This window comes from Micromonospora acroterricola, assembly GCF_003172955.1.
GTDB classification, from domain to species: domain Bacteria; phylum Actinomycetota; class Actinomycetes; order Mycobacteriales; family Micromonosporaceae; genus Micromonospora; species Micromonospora acroterricola.
The window spans coordinates 1-15,790 of record NZ_QGKR01000124.1 but is presented as its reverse complement, the minus strand read 5'-3'; the positions used below and the strand labels follow the sequence as shown (position 1 = coordinate 15,790).

The window sequence follows — 15,790 nt, the reverse complement described above, 5'->3', positions numbered from 1 at the left end:
CTATGGTGCCAGGCATGGCGTTGACAGCGCGGCTGAACCTGGTGCACCGTGCGGATCCGGTGGATGACGGATCCCCGGCCTGGGCTCACGGTTGACGGGTGTGTGAGATGCAGGGAGAGGGCCAGGCGATCGGCGGACGGGCGATGGAGTCGATGACCGGGCGGCTGCTGGTCGCGACTCCGGCGCTCAAGGACCCGAACTTCGACCGTACCGTGGTGCTACTGGTCGCCCACGAGGCAGGCGGCGCACTCGGCGTGGTGCTGAACCGGGCCACCGAGGTGCCGGTCGCCGAGGTCCTCGGCGACTGGAGCGACCTGGCCCGCCACCCGGCGGTGCTCTTCGAGGGCGGCCCCGTGCAGCCCGACTCGGCCATCTGCCTGGCCCGGATGCGGCACCCGCTGCGCCGGGTCAAGGGCTTCCACCAGGTCTCCGGTGCGGTCGGCACGATCGACCTCTCGGTCGACCCGGAGCGGCTGCGGGAGAGCATCGGCGGCATCCGGGTCTTCGCCGGCTACTCCGGGTGGGGCAGCGGGCAGTTGGAGCAGGAGATCGCCGACGGCTCCTGGTTTCTGCTGGACGCGCTGCCCGGCGACGCCTTCGTCGACCGGCCGGACGACCTCTGGCCGATGGTGCTGCGCCGGCAGGGCGGGATGATGGCCGCCGTCGCCCATTTCCCGCCGGACGTGGCGCTCAACTGACGCGGCCTGGCGGGAGCCTCGGGGGTCGCCCGGCGGGGGACCCGCGAGATGACCATGCCGGCTGGGATGTGTATAGTTTCCCAGTGCCCGGGCAACCGGGACAACAGCAAGGGGCCGTGGCGCAGCTGGTAGCGCACCACACTGGCAGTGTGGGGGTCAGGGGTTCGAGTCCCCTCGGCTCCACCAATCGCACGATTGTGCGAAATGGTGGTTCTTCTTCGATGCTCCCGTCCGTTTCGGTCGGGAGCGTTGTCGTTTCGGTGGGACTGCGGTGCGCCCACCTCGGCGATCCAGCCGGGGGGCCTAGCGCACGATCGGTGACCACTCGCGCTGGCTGACGATCGTCACTCCAGGGGTGCGGTAGTAGGGGTCGTCGTCGAGGATCGCGGCGAACGCCTCGGCGTCCGGGACGTCGAAGACCAGTAGCGCGCCGGAGTCGTCGGAGAATGGCCCGGCCATGGCCAGCCGGCCCTCCTTGTGCAGGGCTTGGAGACGCTCCCGGTGCGCCGGTCGGGCGGCGAGCCGGTCGGGGTCGTCGCCGAAGGACAGCTCCAAGACGAACAACGGTTCCTCCTCTTCGGATTTCGGGTCGCCACTGCCACGCAGGCATGTGGCGGAGGCGGTCAGTAGGTCCGCCGCCACGGCAGGGGCCATCGACGGGTCCGGCACGGGCACGAGGTATGTGCGTTGGCCTGATCCCAGAGCATAGATGAACAGGCCGGCCAGATATCCCGTGCCGGCAGTCGTGGAGGCGCCCTGAGCCGACGTGCGCGGCAGTGTCGTGGTTACCGGCGGATCTTGATAGCTGAACCGAACTTGAGGTCAACGCGCCGTTTGTCATCCTGATCTCTTGTGGCCGGGCCCCTAGCATGGGACTCATGACCGTAGATCTGTTCGCGGGCCTTCCCGTCCGCGACTACGCCGCCGCCGCGGCCTGGTGCGAGCGACTCCTGGGCGCCCCGCCGTCGTTCCTGCCGAACGACACCGAAGCGGTGTGGGAGCTGGCCGAGCACCGATACGTGTACATCGAGGTGCGGCCCGATCATGCCGGGCATGCCATGCAGGCCATCTTCGTCGACGACTTCGACGCCCGCCTCGCCCAGATCGCCGGGCGTGGGCTGGAGCCCGCCGAGCGGGAGACCTACGACAACGGCGTCCGTAAGGCCATCTTCCGCGACCCGGACGGCAACGAGATCGGCATAGGCGGCGGGCCGGCCTGAAACTATCCAGGTGCGCCCGCGCAAGCGAAACGCCCCGGCCGGAGACCTCCGGTCGGGGCGTTTTCGACTGTATGTCCGGTCAGGGGCGGGATCAGCCCTGACGGCTCTTCCACTGCGGGTTCGCGCGGTTCACCACGAACACCTTGCCGTGCCGGCGGACCACCACCGAACCCGGCTTCTGCTTCAGCGCGGTCGAACCTTTGCCGTCCCGCGCCCGTACCACTGCGCGGGAGGTCCCACCATGACCGTGCGCCGAGTGCTCGCCGCCGTGCTGGTCGCTGTCGCGACCGTGCCGCTGGCCGCCATGCCCGCCGCCGCGCACGGCGCCCCGACCAGCCCGATCAGCCGGGCGGCGGCCTGCGGGCCCGAGGGCCGGTACGCGGCCACCAGCGCCTGCCGGGCGGCGGTCGAGGCGGGCGCGGCCGTTCGCGAGTGGGACAACGTCCGGGTGGCTGCGATCAACGGTCGGGACCGGGAGCGGATCCCGGACGGCGAGCTGTGCAGTGGCGGGCTCTCCGCGTACCGGGGGCTGGACCTGCCGCGGACGGACTGGCCGAGCACCGAGCTGACGGCCGGCTCCCGGTTCACCTTCCGGTACCGGACCACGATCGCGCACCGGGGCACGTTCCGGCTCTACGTCACCCGGACCGGCTACGACCCGCGATCGCCGCTGACCTGGGCCGATCTGGAGTCGCGCCCGTTCCTGACGGTGACCGACCCGCCGGTGCGGGCCGGGGCGTACCAGATGCCGGGCCGGCTGCCGGGGGGCCGCGACGGCCGGCACCTGATCTACACGATCTGGCAGAACTCCAACACCCCGGACACCTACTACTCCTGCTCCGACGTGGTGTTCCGCCCGACGCGCGGCGGCACGGCGACCGGCACCCCGCGGCCGGCCGCCGCGACGAAGGGCGCGCAGGCTGCTCCGCGTACCGCCGCGAGCCGGCCGGCCGCCACCGACCCGGCGGTGGCGGCGGCGGCCGACCCGGGCGTGCCGGTGGCGTCGGTCACCGACCTCGGCGACCGGTGGCCGATGCTGGCCGGCGTGGCCACGGTGCTGGTCCTGGCGTTGCTGGTGACCGCCGGTCGCCGGCGTCGCGGCGTCGGCGCACCGGTCGGCCGGCAGTGCGGGGTGCGCAACCACCGGGCCGGGCGGCGCCGAATCTGGTGACCCGGCCCGCCGGTGGCCCGGCGGTGCTCAGCCCAGGTGCCGGTCGATCTCGGCCAGCTCCTCGGCGGTGAAGTCGAGGTTGGCCAGCGCGGCGATGTTCGTCTCCAGCTGCTCGACGCTGCTCGCCCCGATGATCAGGCTGGTCATCCGCGGGTCGCGCAGCGCCCACGCCAGCGCGAGCTGGGCCAGCGACTGGCCGCGCCGCTCGGCGACCGCGCCCAGCCCCCGGATGGTGGCCATCTTCTCCTCGCTGAGGTCGCTCTCGTTGAGGAAGACGCTGGTGCGCACCCGCGAGTCGGCGGGGATGCCGGCGAGGTAGCGGTCGGTCAGCAGGCCCTGGGCCAGCGGGCTGTACGCGATGCAGCCGGCGCCGACCTCCTCCAGCGTGTCGAGCAGGCCGTCGGACTCGGTCCAGCGGTTGAGCATCGAGTACGACGGCTGGTTGATCAGCAGCGGGGTGCCCAGCTCGCGCAGGATCGCGGCGGCGCGGGCGCTCTGCTCGGAGTTGTAGTTGGAGATGCCGACGTACTGCGCCTTGCCGGAGCGGACGATGGCGTCCAGCGCGCCCATCGTCTCCTCCAGCGGAGTGTCCGGGTCGAACCGGTGCGAGTAGAAGATGTCGACGTAGTCCAGCCCCATCCGGCTCAGGGACTGGTCCAGGGAGGAGATCAGGTACTTGCGCGACCCCCACTCGCCGTACGGGCCGGGCCACATGAGGTAGCCGGCCTTGCTGGAGATGACGAGCTCGTCCCGGTACGGCTTGAGGTCGGTGGCGAGCAGCCGGCCGAAGTTCTCCTCCGCCGCGCCGGGCGGCGGGCCGTAGTTGTTGGCCAGGTCGAAGTGGGTGACACCCAGGTCGAAGGCGCGCCGGACGATGTCGCGCTGCCGCTCGAACGGGCGGTCCGGGCCGAAGTTGTGCCACAGGCCGAGGGAGATGGCGGGCAGCCGCAGGCCACTGCGTCCGCTGCGCCGATAGGTCATGGTGTCGTAGCGGTCATCCGCGGCGAGATAGGTCACGATCATGAGCCTAGCTCCGGTCCGGGGTGGCCGGGATCGGGCGTGTGAACCAGGACAACGGGGTAGTTTCGAGACCATGCGTCTCATCGCGCTCGACACCCCCAAACCGCTGTCCAAGATCGGGTTGGGCACCTGGCAGTTCGGCTCCCGGGAGTGGGGCTACGGCGCGGAGTTCGAACGCCAGGCGGCGCAGATCGTCCGGCGGGCCCTGGAACTGGGCGTGACCGTCTTCGACACCGCCGAGGTCTACGGCTTCGGGCGCAGCGAGCGGATCCTCGGCGCGGCGCTCGGCGACGACCGGCCCAAGGTGGTGATCGCCAGCAAGATCTTCCCGGTCCTGCCGTTGGCGCCGGTGGTGCAGCAGCGGGCGGTCGCCTCCGCTGCCCGGCTCGGCGTCACCTCCCTCGACCTCTACCAGGTGCACCAGCCCCACCCGCTGGTCGCCGACCACAGCACCATGCGGGGCATGCGGGCGTTGCAGGACGTCGGGCTGGTCGGCGAGGTCGGGGTGAGCAACTACGGGCTGCGCCGCTGGCAGGTCGCCGAGGCGGCGCTCGGCCGGCGGGTGCTCAGCAACCAGGTGCGCTACAGCATGCTGGACCGTGCGCCCGAGCAGGACCTGCTGCCGTACGCGCGGCAGGCCGGCCGGGTGGTCATCGCGTACAGCCCGCTGGCCCAGGGCTTCCTCTCCGGCCGCTACGACGCGAAGCACCCGCCGAGCGGCGCGGTCCGGCGGACCAACCCGTACTTCCTGCCGGAGAACCTGGAGCGGGGCGCCAACCTGATCGACACGCTGCGCCAGGTCGCCGACGCGCACGACGCGACCCCCAGCCAGATCGCACTGGCCTACCTGCTGCGCCACCCGAACGTGCTGGCCATCCCCGGCGCGTCCGGAGTGGAGCAGATGGAGCGCAACGCCGCCGCGGCCGACATCGACCTCACCGACGACGAGTACGCCGCGCTGGCCGACGCCGCCAAACGGTTCCGCCCGGTCACGGGCCTCGCCGCGATGCCCCGGATGCTGCGCGCCCGGTTCAGCGGCCCGACGGAAAAGTGAGCACATGGACGACATCACCGCACTGATCCTGGACGACCACACCGCCTTCCGGCGTGGCTTCGCCCGCCTCGACGACGCCCGGAACGAGCAGGAGTTGCTGGCCATCTGGGAGGCCCTGGCGCTGCACCTGGACATCCACGCCGAGGCGGAGGAGGCGATCCTCTACCCGCACCTGGTGAAGCACGGCGACGACGGCGAGGACGAGACCGCCGACGCGATCGGCGACCACAACAAGATCCGGGACGCCATCGCCGAGGCGAAGCTGCACCCCGTCGGCTCGGAACGCTGGTGGGCGGCGGTCGGCACGGCCCGCCGGGAGAACAGCGAGCACCTGGCCGAGGAGGAGGACGAGGCGCTGCCCGACTTCCGCCGGCACGCGAGCACCGAACTGCGCGCCGAGCTGGGCCAACGCTGGCTGACCTTCTACGGCGAGCACAAGAACGGCCGCGACCTGCCCTTCCGCGACAAGGACCCGCAGCGGTACGTGGCCGACCACCGCTGATCGCGCCTCGATATCCCCGGCACGGGGGAGTCGCAGAGGCCGCCCCCGGCAGCAGAATGACGGGGTGACCCCCCGAGCGGCTCTGGCCCCGCTGGTCGCCGGCAGCACCTGGCGGCGCGGCGTGTTCCTGCTGCTGGGTGGGGTGCTGGCGCTGCCGTACGGGCTGCTCGCGGTGGCCTTCGCCCAACTGCTCGCCGACTCGGAGATCCCCGGCCCGCTGGTGTACGCCCTGCTGGTGATCGCGGTGCTGATCGCCGTGGTGCCGCTGTTCCTGGACGGCAGCCGGGCGCTGGAGATCGCCGCCGTGCGGGCGCTGCTCGGCGTCGACCTGCCCGAACCAGCACCGGGGCACCGCGGCGACCGGGACACCCGGCTGCGCAGCGCGCTCTGGATCGCCACCCACCTCACCATCGGCGCTCTGGTGATGATCGCCCTGTTCACCGCCGTACCGATGGCGTTGGCGTTCATCGCCCAGCAGTTCGGCATCGGTGCCGAGCTGACCAGCCGGGAACGGTTCGGGCCACTCGACGGCCGGGACACCGGCTGGCTGACGCTGACCGGGGTGCTCCTGCTGGCCGGCCTCGGCTACGTCGTCGCCGGGCTCGGCGCGCTCGCCGGATCGATGGCGCCGGTGCTGCTCGGCCCGGCCCCGGCGGAGCGGATCGCCGCCCTGGAGGCGCAGGCCACCCGGCTCGCCGAACGCAACCGCCTGGCCCGGGAACTGCACGACTCGGTCGGCCACGCGCTGACGGTGGCCACCCTCCAGGCCGGGGCCGCCCGCGAGGTACTCGACAGCGACCCGGAGTTCGTCCGGCGGGCGCTCACCGCGATCGAGGACGCCGGGCGGACCGCGATGGACGAGTTGGACCACGTGCTCGGGCTGCTCCGGGAGACCGGCGGCGAGCGGCCCGCGGTGGCGCCGCAGCGTACCCTCGCCGACCTGGACCGGCTGGTCACCGACGCTCGGGCGACCGGGCTGGCGGTCGACGCGCACCGCGCGGGCGACCCGGCGGGGGTGCCCGCGGCCGTCTCCCGCGAGGGCTACCGGATCGTCCAGGAAGGATTGACCAACGCTGCCCGGTACGGCCACGGACCGGTGACGCTGCGGCTCGATCTGCACCCGGACGCGCTGGAGCTGGAACTGGTCAACACGATGGCTCGCGTGGGCCGTGCCGACCCGGGCCGGGGCGGTCGGGGCCTGGACGGGATGCGGGAGCGGGTGCTGCTGCTGGGCGGTCGGCTCACCGTGGGCCCGGACGGCGACCGGTGGCTGATTCGGGCCCGCCTGCCGTACGAGGGGACACGATGACCACCGGCGTGCTGATCGTCGACGACGACGAGCTGATCCGGGTCGGGCTGCGGGCCATCATCGATGCCCAGCCCGACCTGCGCGTGCTCGCCGAGGCCGCCGACGGCGCCGAGGTGCCGCCGCTGGTCGCCCGCCACCGGCCGGACGTCGTGCTGATGGACGTGCGGATGCCCGGCATCGACGGCATCCAGGCCACCCGGCACCTGCTGGCCACCTCCGCCGACCCGCCCCGGGTGCTGGTGGTCACCACCTTCGCCAACGACGAGTATGTCTACGAGGCGCTGCGCGCCGGCGCCTCCGGTTTCCTGCTCAAACGGGCCCGGCCCGCCGAGGTGGTCGAGGCGGTCCGGGTGGTCGCGGCGGGGGAGTCGCTGCTGTTCCCGGCCGCGATCCGCCAGCTGGTCGGGGCGTACGGGCGGGCCGGCGGCGACCGGTTGGCCGCTGCCCGGCTCACCGAGCGGGAGGCCGAGGTGCTGCGCCTGATCGCCACCGGCCGATCCAACCCGGAGATCGCCGCGCACCTCGTGGTCGGGCTGGAGACGGTGAAGACGCACGTCGGCAACGTGCTGGCGAAGCTGGGCGTACGCGACCGGACCCAGGCGGTGATCGCCGCCTACGAGTCCGGTTTCGTGGTCCCCACCGGTTGATCCCCCCTGCGGGGGAGCCGCTTCGCCACCGCGCGGGAGGTTTCCCGCCGCCCACTGGCCGAGGCTGAGGCCATGACGACGATCACTCCTTCCCGATCCCGCCCGGACTCCCGCTGGCCCGACCGGCTCGCCCCGCTGGCCGCCGGCTGGCTCGGCCTCTGGGGCGTCCTCGCCCTGCTCGCCACGCTCACCGGCGCCGGCTACCCGTTCGGCGCGAACGACCCGCACGGCGGCGATGCCAACCTGCTGCGCCTGGTGCCGGTGGAGCTGGCCACGCCGCTGTTCGCCGGCGTGCTGCTGACGGCCGCGGTGACGGCCCTGGCGATGAGCCGCTCGGCGGTACGCCCGCCCGGCGCGCTGCGGGCGCTGCTCGCCGGCTACGGCTGGGCGGTGGCGTTCGTGCTTACCGTGGTCGTGCCGGACGCCCGGCTGCTGGTCATCCTCGGCTACCTGCCGATGCTGATCATCGGGGCGCCGTTCGGCTGGCCACCGGTCGACTACGCCGAAATCTTCACCTGGGCGCTGTTCGCCCGGTTCGCCGCGCTCGTGGGCGGGCTGCTGCTCGCCGGGGCGGTGCTCGCCTGGCAGCGCCGTACCGCCGGCGCGTGCGGCGGTTGCGGCCGGGACGACAGGGATCGAGGCTGGACCACCCCGGCCGCCGCCACGCGCTGGGGTCGGTGGGCCGCCGGCATCGCCGCCGCCATTCCGCTGGCGTACGCGCTGACCCGGTTCGCCTGGGCGGCCGGCATCCCGCTCGGCATCTCCCGGGACTTCCTCGCGGAGATGCGGGAGACCGGCCTCGTGTGGGCCGGGTTCGGGCTGGGGGCGTTCGCCACGGTCGGCGCGATCCTCACCCTCGGGTTGGTGCAGCGGTGGGGCGAGCGGTTCCCGCGCTGGATGCCCGGGCTGGCCGGCCGCCGGGTGCCGGTGAAGCTGGCCGTGGTGCCGGCCACCCTGGTCGCCGTCGCGGTGACGGCGGCCACCCTCGGGCTGCTCAGCAACCCCGAGTTCTGGCAGCTCACCCACGGGTTCAGCCTGACCGGGGCGCCGATGCTGCTCTGGCCGTTCTGGGGCGTGGCGCTCGGCACCGCGACGTACGCCTACCACCTGCGCCGTCGCGGCGTCTGCCGGCGTTGCGGTCGGGGCTGAGGGGGAGCGGGGGTGCCCCCCGAAGCCGGGGCGCCCCCGCGAATGTGAGCTAGCGTGGGTCGGGTGACTGCGCCCACCCCGGTAATCCCGGTTCCACCGGCCGACCTCCCCGGCACGCTCGGCGCGCTACGGGCGGCCGGTCACCAGTACCGCACCGTCAAGCAGGAACTCCGCGACAACCTTCTCGCCCGGATGCGGTCCGGCGAGGCCCGTTTCCCCGGCATCGTCGGCTACGACGACACCGTGCTGCCCGAGGTTGAGCGGGCGCTGCTCGCCGGCCACGACATGGTGCTGCTGGGCGAGCGGGGCCAGGGCAAGACCCGCCTGATCCGCTCCCTCGGCGCGCTGCTCGACGAGTGGACCCCCGTCATTCCCGGCTCGGTGCTCAACGAGCACCCGATGCACCCGCTCACCCCGGCGTCCCGCGCCCAGGTGGCCGAGGCCGGCGACGACCAGCCGGTCGGCTGGCTGCACCGCTCGATGCGCTACGGCGAGAAGCTGGCCACCCCGGACACGAGCGTCGGCGACCTGATCGGTGACGTCGACCCGATCCGGATCGCCCAGGGCCGCAGCCTCGGCGACCCGGAGACCATCCACTTCGGGTTGGTGCCCCGCACCAACCGGGGCATCTTCGCCGTCAACGAGCTGCCCGACCTGGCCGAGCGGATCCAGGTGGCGCTGCTCAACGTGCTCGAGGAGCGCGACATCCAGGTCCGCGGCTACCAGCTGCGGCTGCCACTGGACCTGCTCCTGGTGGCCAGCGCCAACCCGGAGGACTACACCAACCGGGGCCGGATCATCACCCCGCTCAAGGACCGCTTCGGCGCGGAGATCCGCACCCACTACCCGGTCGACCTGGAGTTGGAGCTGGAGCTGATCCGGCAGGAGGCCGACCTGGTCGCCGAGGTGCCGGAGCACGTCCTGGAGGTCCTGGCCCGGTTCGCCCGCGCGGTCCGCGAGTCGCCGTCGGTGGACCCGCGCTCGGGCGTCTCCGCCCGGTTCGCCATCGCCGCCGCCGAGACGGTGGCCGGCGCCGCGCTGCGTCGCGCCGGGCTGCTCGCCGCCGCCGGCACCCCCGAGGGACGCCCCGAGGCCGCCGTTGCCCGGGTCGGCGACGCGGTGTCGGTGACCAGCACGCTGCGCGGCAAGGTCGAGTTCGAGAGCGGCGAGGAGGGGCGGGAGATCGAGATCCTGGCCCACCTGCTGCGGACCGCGACCGCCGAGACGTTCCGGGCCCGCCTGGCCGGGCTGGACCTGTCCGGCTTCACCAACCTCGTCGAGGACGGCGCGGCCATCGAGACCGGCGAGCTGGTCGGCGCCGCCGAGCTGCTGCGCCAGGTCGGTACCGTGCCCGGCCTGGCCAAGGTGCTGGACCGGCTCGGGTTGGGCGACGCGCCCATCCCGGAGGAGGCGGCCGCCGGTGTCGAGTTCGTGCTGGAGGGGCTGCACCTGACCCGCCGGCTCGGCAAGGACGTCACCGACTCCGGGCGCACCGTCTACGGCGGCAGGGGCTGACCGTGGCCGGCAACCGGTTCCGGTACGGGCAGTGGCGCGGCGGCCCCGACCCGCTCGCGCCCCCGTACGACGTGCGCGAGGCGGTGGACGCGGTCGGCGCCGAGGTGCTGGCCGGCGGCAGCCTGCGGGAGGCGCTGCGCGACCTGCTGCGCCGTGGCCCGCAGGGGCGTGGCGGGCTGGACGACCTGGCCGCCCGTGCCCGGCGCCTGCGCCGGGAGGCGCTGCGCCGGGGCGACCTGGACGGCGCGGTGACGCGGGCACAGGCCCTGCTCGACCAGGCGCTCGCCGCGGAGCGGGACGAGCTGCGGGGTCGCGACGACGACGCGGCGCGGTTCGCCGAGGCGGTGCTGGACAACCTGCCCCGCTCGACGGCGCGGGCGGTGGAGGAGCTGGCCGGTTACCAGTGGGCCAGCGAGGACGCCCGCCGGTCGTACCAGCAGATCCTCGACCAGCTTCGCGACGACGTCCTCGGTCAGCGCTTCGCCGGGCTGCGCGACGCGGTCCGCGCGTCCGCCGATCCGGCCGTCCAGCAGCGGCTCGCCGAGATGATGCGGGACCTGAACGACCTGCTGGCCCGGCATGGCCGCGCGGAGGACACCACCGACGCGTTCGCCGAGTTCATGCGCCGGCACGGCGATTTCTTCCCGGAGCGGCCGGAGACCGTCGACGAGTTGATCGACGTGCTGGCTCGCCGCTCGGCGGCCGGTGAGCGGCTGATGAACTCGCTCTCCGACCGGCAGCGCGCCGAGCTGGCCGGGCTGATGCGGCAGTCGCTTGGCGACCGTCTCGCCGGGGAGCTGTCGGCGCTCGACGCGAACCTGCGGGCGCTGCGGCCGGACCTGCGGTGGGGGCGCGGCGAGCGGGTCCGGGGCGAGCAGCCGCTGGGGTACGCCGAAGCGGCCGGCGCGTTGGGCGAGATCGGCGAGTTGGACGACCTGCTGGACCAGCTCGACCAGGACCACCCCGGTGCCACCCTGGACGACGTGGACGTCGAGGCGGTGGCCCGGACGCTGGGCCGGGACGCCGCGGACGACGTCCGCCGGCTGCGCGAGTTGGAGCGGGAGCTCCGCCGGCAGGGCTGGGTGAGCCGGGACGCGGAGGGGCTGACGCTGAGCCCGAAGGCGCTGCGCCGGCTCGGCGGGACCGCGCTGCGGAGGGTCTTCGCCGAGCTGACCGCCGGGCCGCGCGGCCAGCACGACCTGCGGTCGGCGGGCGCCGCCGGCGAGGTCAGTGGCGCGTCCCGACCCTGGCGGTACGGCGACGAGCAGCCGTTGGACGTGGTCCGGACGTTGACCCGGGCGGTGAGCCGGGCCGGCCCGAGCGTTCCCGTGCAGCTCTCGGTGGACGACTTCGAGGTGGTGGAGACCGAGAAGCGGGCGTCGGCGGCCGTCGTGCTCTGCGTCGACCTCTCCTACTCGATGATCTCCCAGGGGCGCTGGGGGCCGATGAAGCAGACCGCACTGGCGTTGGCGCACCTGATGGAGACGCGTTTCCCGCAGGACGCCCTGCAGATCGTCGGCTTCGGCCGGGAGGCGATGACGCTCACCCAGCAGGAGCTGGCCGCCGTGGAACCGGACATGGAGCAGGGCACGAACCTCCAGCACGCGCTGCGGCTGGCCGGTCGGCACCTGCGCCGGCACCCGGACGCGGAGCCGGTCGTGCTGGTGGTCACCGACGGCGAGCCGACGGCCCACCTCGACCCGGACGGCGGGGAGGCGCTGTTCCACTGGCCGCCGCTGCCCGAGACGATCGAGGCGACGGTCCGCGAGGTGGACCGGCTCAGCCGCTACGGCGCCACCCTCAACCTGTTCATGCTCGGCGACGACCCTGGCCTGCGCCGCTTCGTCGACGCGGTGGCCCGGCGCAGCCGGGGCCGGATGTTCACCCCGGACACCGACGACCTGGGCGAGTACGTGGTCAGCGACTACCTCCGCTCCCGCCAATCCCACCGCTAACCCCCGCCCGGCGGGGTTGACTGGGGGTGTGGAGAGTGGAGGGCTGCGGCAGGCGTACGGCGGGGTCTTCGCCGAGATCGACGGGGCGGGGTTCGGGCCGCCGCCGGAGGGTCAGCTCACTGCCGAGCAGATCGTGGCGCACCTGGTCGCCAACGACGAGTTGATGATCCAGGCGACGGAGGCGTTGCTGGCCGGGTCGACGTTCGCCTACTACGACCTGGACGACATCCACCGTCCGCAGCTCGACGCTCTGGTCGCCGAGCAGGGTGGCCTGCGCGGTCTGGTCGCGCTGCTGCACGGCACCAGCGATCGGCTCTGCGGGCTGGTCGACCACCTCGGCCTCGCGGCGGACACCCCGGTCGAGACGCACCTGCGGGAGGGCTTCGACCTCATCGTCGACGAGCGGCTGCCCTGGTCGCGCACCCTCGACCTGCACGCTCGCGTCCACCTTCCCAAGCACCAGGCCCAACTTCACATGCTCCGCACCTGAGCCGTCGATCAGCGGCAGCCGTTCGGCGTCGAGCACCTCGGTCTGGTGAGTGCGATACCTGTGAGTCATCAATATGCCTCACAGGTATCACGCTCGCGGCAGTAATCCCCCCCGCCCGGGCCGGACCGGCTCAGCCGCGTCCGCGCGGGCGTGACCGGCCCAGCCGCGTCCGCTCCGGGGCTGACCGGGCCAGCCGTGTCCGTGAGGGCCGGTCCGGTCAGGTCGAGCGAACAGCGGGCGGGACCGTCCGCCCGGGGCCGGGCCGGCGGGCAGCGGCGACGGATCAGCTGCCGATCAGCTCCGCCCGGGGGTGGAAGGTGCGGCGGTAGGTGGAGGGGGCGACGCCGATGCGCTGCCGGAGTTGCTGGCGCAGGGCGGCGGTGGTGCCGAAGCCGCTGCGGTGGGCGACCTGGTCGACGGTGAGGTCGGTCGTCTCCAGCAGCAGGCGGGCGTGGTCGGTGCGCTGTTGCAGCAGCCACTGCGCCGGGCTCAGCCCGGTCTCCGACCGGAAGCGCCGGGTGAAGGTGCGGACGCTCATCCGGGCCTGTTCGGCCAGGTCCCGCAGGGCGATCGGCTCATGCAGCCGCTGCCGGGCCCACTCCCGCGCGCCCGCGGTGCTGGTGTCGGTGGCCTTCGGCACCGGTTGCTCGATGTACTGTGCCTGCCCGCCGTCTCGCCAGGGCGGCATCACGCAGCGGCGGGCGGCCCGATTGGCCACCTCGCTGCCGTGGTCGAGGCGGATGACGTGCAGGCAGAGGTCGATGCCGGCCGCCACCCCGGCCGAGGTCAGCACCCGGTCGTCGGCGATGAAGAGCACCCCCGGGTCGAGGTCCACCCGGTCGTGCAGCCGGCGGAACCGCTCCGCGTACGCCCAGTGGGTGGTGGCCCGGCGCCCGTCGAGCAGCCCGGCGGCGGCCAGCACGAACGCCCCGGTGCAGATCGACATCACCCGGGCGCCCCGCCGGTACGCCGAGCGCAGCGCCTCGGCCACCTCCGGCTCGAGAGAGCCCGAGGTCAGGGCGGTGCCGTCGTGGATGCCCGGGACGATCACGGTGTCGGCGGTGTCGAGCAGGTCCAGCCCGTGGTCGGGGTGCACCTGGAAGCCGGCGGTGCTGCGGACCGGCCGACCGCCCGGGGTGCAGACGCGCACGTCGTAGAAGGACGCCCCGGCGGAACTCCGGGCGGTGCTGAAGACCTGGGACGGGGTGCCGAGGTCGAGGCCGACCACGTGGTCGAGGGCGAGCACGGCGATCCGGTGCGGGCGTACGCTCATGGCCCGATTATTGCGCATGATGGCTTTCCGGCCACTCGTCGGTGCTGGCGACGCCGCCCAGACTGGTCGGCGTGAGAAAGAACCGCCGTCTGCACCCCGCCTGGCTGGTCGCCGCCGTCGCCTTCGTGGCGCTGGTCGGCGCGGCCGGCTTCCGCGCCACCCCCTCGGTGCTGCTGCACCCGCTGCACGAGGAGTTCGGCTGGCCGCTGGCCACCATCTCCGCTGCCGTCTCGGTCAACCTGCTCCTCTACGGGCTCACCGCGCCGTTCGCCGCCGCGCTGATGGACCGGTTCGGCATCCGCCGGGTCGTCTCGGTGGCGCTGCTGCTGGTCGCCGCGGGCAGCGGGCTGACGGTCTTCATGACCGCCAGCTGGCAACTGCTGCTCTGCTGGGGCGTGCTCGTCGGGCTGGGCACCGGCTCGATGGCGCTGGCCTTCGTGGCCACCGTCACCGGGCGCTGGTTCGTCCGGCGGCGGGGCCTGGTCACCGGCGTGCTGACCGCCGGCGGGGCGGCCGGGCAGCTGGTCTTCCTGCCGCTGATCGCCGTGCTGGTGCGCGACCACGGCTGGCGCACGGCGGCACTCGTCGTGGCCGGAGCCGCGCTGGCGGTCGTACCTCTGGTGGTGTGGCTGCTGCGCGAGCACCCGGCGGATCTCGACCTGCCCGCCTACGGCGCGACCGAGGTCGTCGCGGCGCCGACGCCGACCGGCGGCGCGGCGAGCCGCGCGCTGGGCGCGCTCGCCACCGCGGCCCGGACCCGACCGTTCTGGCTGCTGGCCGCCGGGTTCGCCATCTGCGGCGCGACCACCAACGGCCTCGTGGGTACGCACTTCGTGCCGGCCGCGCACGACCACGGCATGCCCGAGACCACCGCCGCCGGGCTGCTCGCCCTGGTCGGACTGTTCGACATCGTCGGCACGATCGCCTCCGGCTGGCTGACCGACCGGGTGGACAGCCGGTTGCTGCTCGGCGCCTACTACGCGCTGCGCGGAGCGTCCCTGCTGCTGCTGCCGAGTCTGTTCGCCGGCACCGCGAAGCCCAGCATGCTGGTGTTCATCATCTTCTACGGCCTGGACTGGGTGGCTACCGTGCCGCCGACCGTGGCGCTGTGCCGGGAGTACTTCGGCACCGCCGGCGCGGTGGTGTTCGGCTGGGTGTTCGCCGCCCACCAGTTCGGCGCGGCGATCGCCGCGACCGGCGCGGGGCTGGTCCGGGACCGGCTCGGCGACTACGCGATGGCCTGGTACGTGGCCGGCGCCCTGTCGATCGGCGCGGCCGGGCTGTCGTTGCTGCTGCGTCGGCGGCCGGGCCGGCCAGTGCCGGAGGCCGTCCTGGTCGCCGCGACCGCGCCCCGGGCGTGGAGCTTCCGGGGCTGAGACCGGGCGGTCAGCCGAGGGCCCACTGCTGGGCGGGGCGGCCGTCGCAGGCCCGCTGCCGGACCTCGTCGCCCGCCTCGGCGCCGTCGTCGTCGGCCTGGGCGCACCTGCCGCTGTGCACCGCGACCAGCAGCACCGGGCCGGTGCCGGTGGCGGTCAGCCGCCACTGCTGGTTGGCCTGGCCGTGGCAGGGGAACTGCATCACCTTCGCGCCGTCGTCCGTGCTGCCGCCCTCGACGTCGAGGCACTGCCCGTGGGCGGCGTTGGTCAGCGTCACCACGTCCGTGCCGGCCGGGTTGACCACCCACTGCTGCTCCGGGCCGCCGGTGCAGGCCGCGAGCTGCGCCTGCGCCTCCTCGTCGTCGCCGTCGAGCCCGAGGCAGAGCCCGGAGGCGGCCCGCAGCACCCGGG

At 73.7% G+C, this 15,790-nt stretch carries 17 protein-coding genes and 1 tRNA gene; 13 read left to right on the top strand and 5 right to left on the bottom strand.

The window, feature by feature from the left end:
* Nucleotides 1-107: 107 nt before the first annotated feature.
* Together DKT68_RS04780 and DKT68_RS04775 are read left to right on the top strand one after the other, a co-directional pair.
* Nucleotides 108-698, top strand: coding sequence for a YqgE/AlgH family protein (locus DKT68_RS04780; protein WP_109816211.1), 591 nt, complete (start codon nucleotides 108-110; stop codon nucleotides 696-698).
* Between the two features lie 110 nt (nucleotides 699-808).
* Nucleotides 809-884 (top strand) — tRNA-Ala (locus DKT68_RS04775).
* Nucleotides 885-1,001: 117 nt separating this feature from the next.
* Here DKT68_RS04775 and DKT68_RS04770 read toward each other — a convergent pair.
* A complete protein-coding gene (locus tag DKT68_RS04770; protein ID WP_109816223.1) occupies nucleotides 1,002-1,262 on the bottom strand; it encodes a YciI family protein in 261 nt (86 codons plus the stop codon).
* 314 nt (nucleotides 1,263-1,576) lie between these two features.
* Between DKT68_RS04770 and DKT68_RS04765 the strand changes: the two genes are divergently transcribed.
* Complete coding sequence (locus tag DKT68_RS04765; protein ID WP_109816210.1) at nucleotides 1,577-1,918, top strand: VOC family protein; 342 nt, start codon at nucleotides 1,577-1,579, stop codon at nucleotides 1,916-1,918.
* Nucleotides 1,919-2,009: 91 nt separating this feature from the next.
* Here DKT68_RS04765 and DKT68_RS04760 read toward each other — a convergent pair whose 3' ends face one another.
* Nucleotides 2,010-2,141 (bottom strand): 50S ribosomal protein L36, encoded by a 132-nt coding sequence (locus DKT68_RS04760; RefSeq protein WP_109816209.1) that lies wholly within the window; start codon nucleotides 2,139-2,141, stop codon nucleotides 2,010-2,012.
* Between the two features lie 18 nt (nucleotides 2,142-2,159).
* Here DKT68_RS04760 and DKT68_RS04755 point away from each other — a divergent pair, with 18 nt between their 5' ends.
* A complete protein-coding gene (locus DKT68_RS04755; RefSeq protein ID WP_109816208.1) occupies nucleotides 2,160-3,089 on the top strand; it encodes a lytic polysaccharide monooxygenase auxiliary activity family 9 protein in 930 nt (309 codons plus the stop codon).
* A 27-nt stretch (nucleotides 3,090-3,116) separates the two neighbouring features.
* Here the strand turns inward: DKT68_RS04755 and mgrA are convergent, their stop codons facing one another.
* On the bottom strand, nucleotides 3,117-4,112 hold the full coding sequence (mgrA, locus tag DKT68_RS04750; protein ID WP_109816207.1) for an L-glyceraldehyde 3-phosphate reductase: 996 nt from the start codon (nucleotides 4,110-4,112) through the stop codon (nucleotides 3,117-3,119).
* A 70-nt stretch (nucleotides 4,113-4,182) separates the two neighbouring features.
* Here mgrA and DKT68_RS04745 point away from each other — a divergent pair, with 70 nt between their 5' ends.
* The 8 genes from DKT68_RS04745 to DKT68_RS04710 all read left to right on the top strand — a co-directional run bounded on the left by DKT68_RS04745 (nucleotide 4,183) and on the right by DKT68_RS04710 (nucleotide 12,730).
* Nucleotides 4,183-5,163 (top strand): aldo/keto reductase, encoded by a 981-nt coding sequence (locus DKT68_RS04745; RefSeq protein WP_109816206.1) that lies wholly within the window; start codon nucleotides 4,183-4,185, stop codon nucleotides 5,161-5,163.
* A 4-nt stretch (nucleotides 5,164-5,167) separates the two neighbouring features.
* Entirely contained in the window at nucleotides 5,168-5,665 is a 498-nt protein-coding gene (locus DKT68_RS04740) for a hemerythrin domain-containing protein (protein WP_109816205.1), read from the top strand.
* Nucleotides 5,666-5,729: 64 nt separating this feature from the next.
* Nucleotides 5,730-6,974: a histidine kinase gene (locus DKT68_RS04735; protein ID WP_109816204.1), complete on the top strand. Its 1,245-nt coding sequence runs from the start codon at nucleotides 5,730-5,732 to the stop codon at nucleotides 6,972-6,974.
* Complete coding sequence (locus DKT68_RS04730) at nucleotides 6,971-7,621, top strand: response regulator transcription factor (protein ID WP_109816203.1); 651 nt, start codon at nucleotides 6,971-6,973, stop codon at nucleotides 7,619-7,621. The genes DKT68_RS04735 and DKT68_RS04730 overlap by 4 nt, the downstream gene beginning before the upstream one ends.
* Nucleotides 7,622-7,693: 72 nt before the next feature.
* On the top strand, nucleotides 7,694-8,770 hold the full coding sequence (locus DKT68_RS04725; protein WP_109816202.1) for a hypothetical protein: 1,077 nt from the start codon (nucleotides 7,694-7,696) through the stop codon (nucleotides 8,768-8,770).
* 54 nt (nucleotides 8,771-8,824) lie between these two features.
* Nucleotides 8,825-10,285 carry a sigma 54-interacting transcriptional regulator gene (locus tag DKT68_RS04720; RefSeq protein WP_109816201.1) on the top strand — a complete coding sequence of 487 codons (1,461 nt, stop codon included), beginning with the start codon at nucleotides 8,825-8,827 and terminating at the stop codon, nucleotides 10,283-10,285.
* A gap of 2 nt (nucleotides 10,286-10,287) precedes the next feature.
* Nucleotides 10,288-12,240, top strand: a complete 1,953-nt coding sequence (locus DKT68_RS04715) for a vWA domain-containing protein (protein ID WP_109816200.1) — start codon at nucleotides 10,288-10,290, stop codon at nucleotides 12,238-12,240.
* A gap of 28 nt (nucleotides 12,241-12,268) precedes the next feature.
* Nucleotides 12,269-12,730, top strand: coding sequence for a hypothetical protein (locus DKT68_RS04710; RefSeq protein WP_109816199.1), 462 nt, complete (start codon nucleotides 12,269-12,271; stop codon nucleotides 12,728-12,730).
* Between the two features lie 283 nt (nucleotides 12,731-13,013).
* Here the strand turns inward: DKT68_RS04710 and DKT68_RS04705 are convergent, their stop codons facing one another.
* Nucleotides 13,014-14,021, bottom strand: coding sequence for a GlxA family transcriptional regulator (locus DKT68_RS04705; protein ID WP_109816198.1), 1,008 nt, complete (start codon nucleotides 14,019-14,021; stop codon nucleotides 13,014-13,016).
* Between the two features lie 53 nt (nucleotides 14,022-14,074).
* On the opposite strand from DKT68_RS04705, the gene DKT68_RS04700 reads away from it, so the two are divergent.
* Nucleotides 14,075-15,379, top strand: a complete 1,305-nt coding sequence (locus DKT68_RS04700; protein WP_109816222.1) for an MFS transporter — start codon at nucleotides 14,075-14,077, stop codon at nucleotides 15,377-15,379.
* Between the two features lie 10 nt (nucleotides 15,380-15,389).
* On the opposite strand, the gene DKT68_RS04695 is transcribed toward DKT68_RS04700, so the two are convergent.
* The coding region (locus tag DKT68_RS04695) for an RICIN domain-containing protein (protein ID WP_146218286.1) at nucleotides 15,390-15,790 on the bottom strand (401 nt) is incomplete at its 5' end.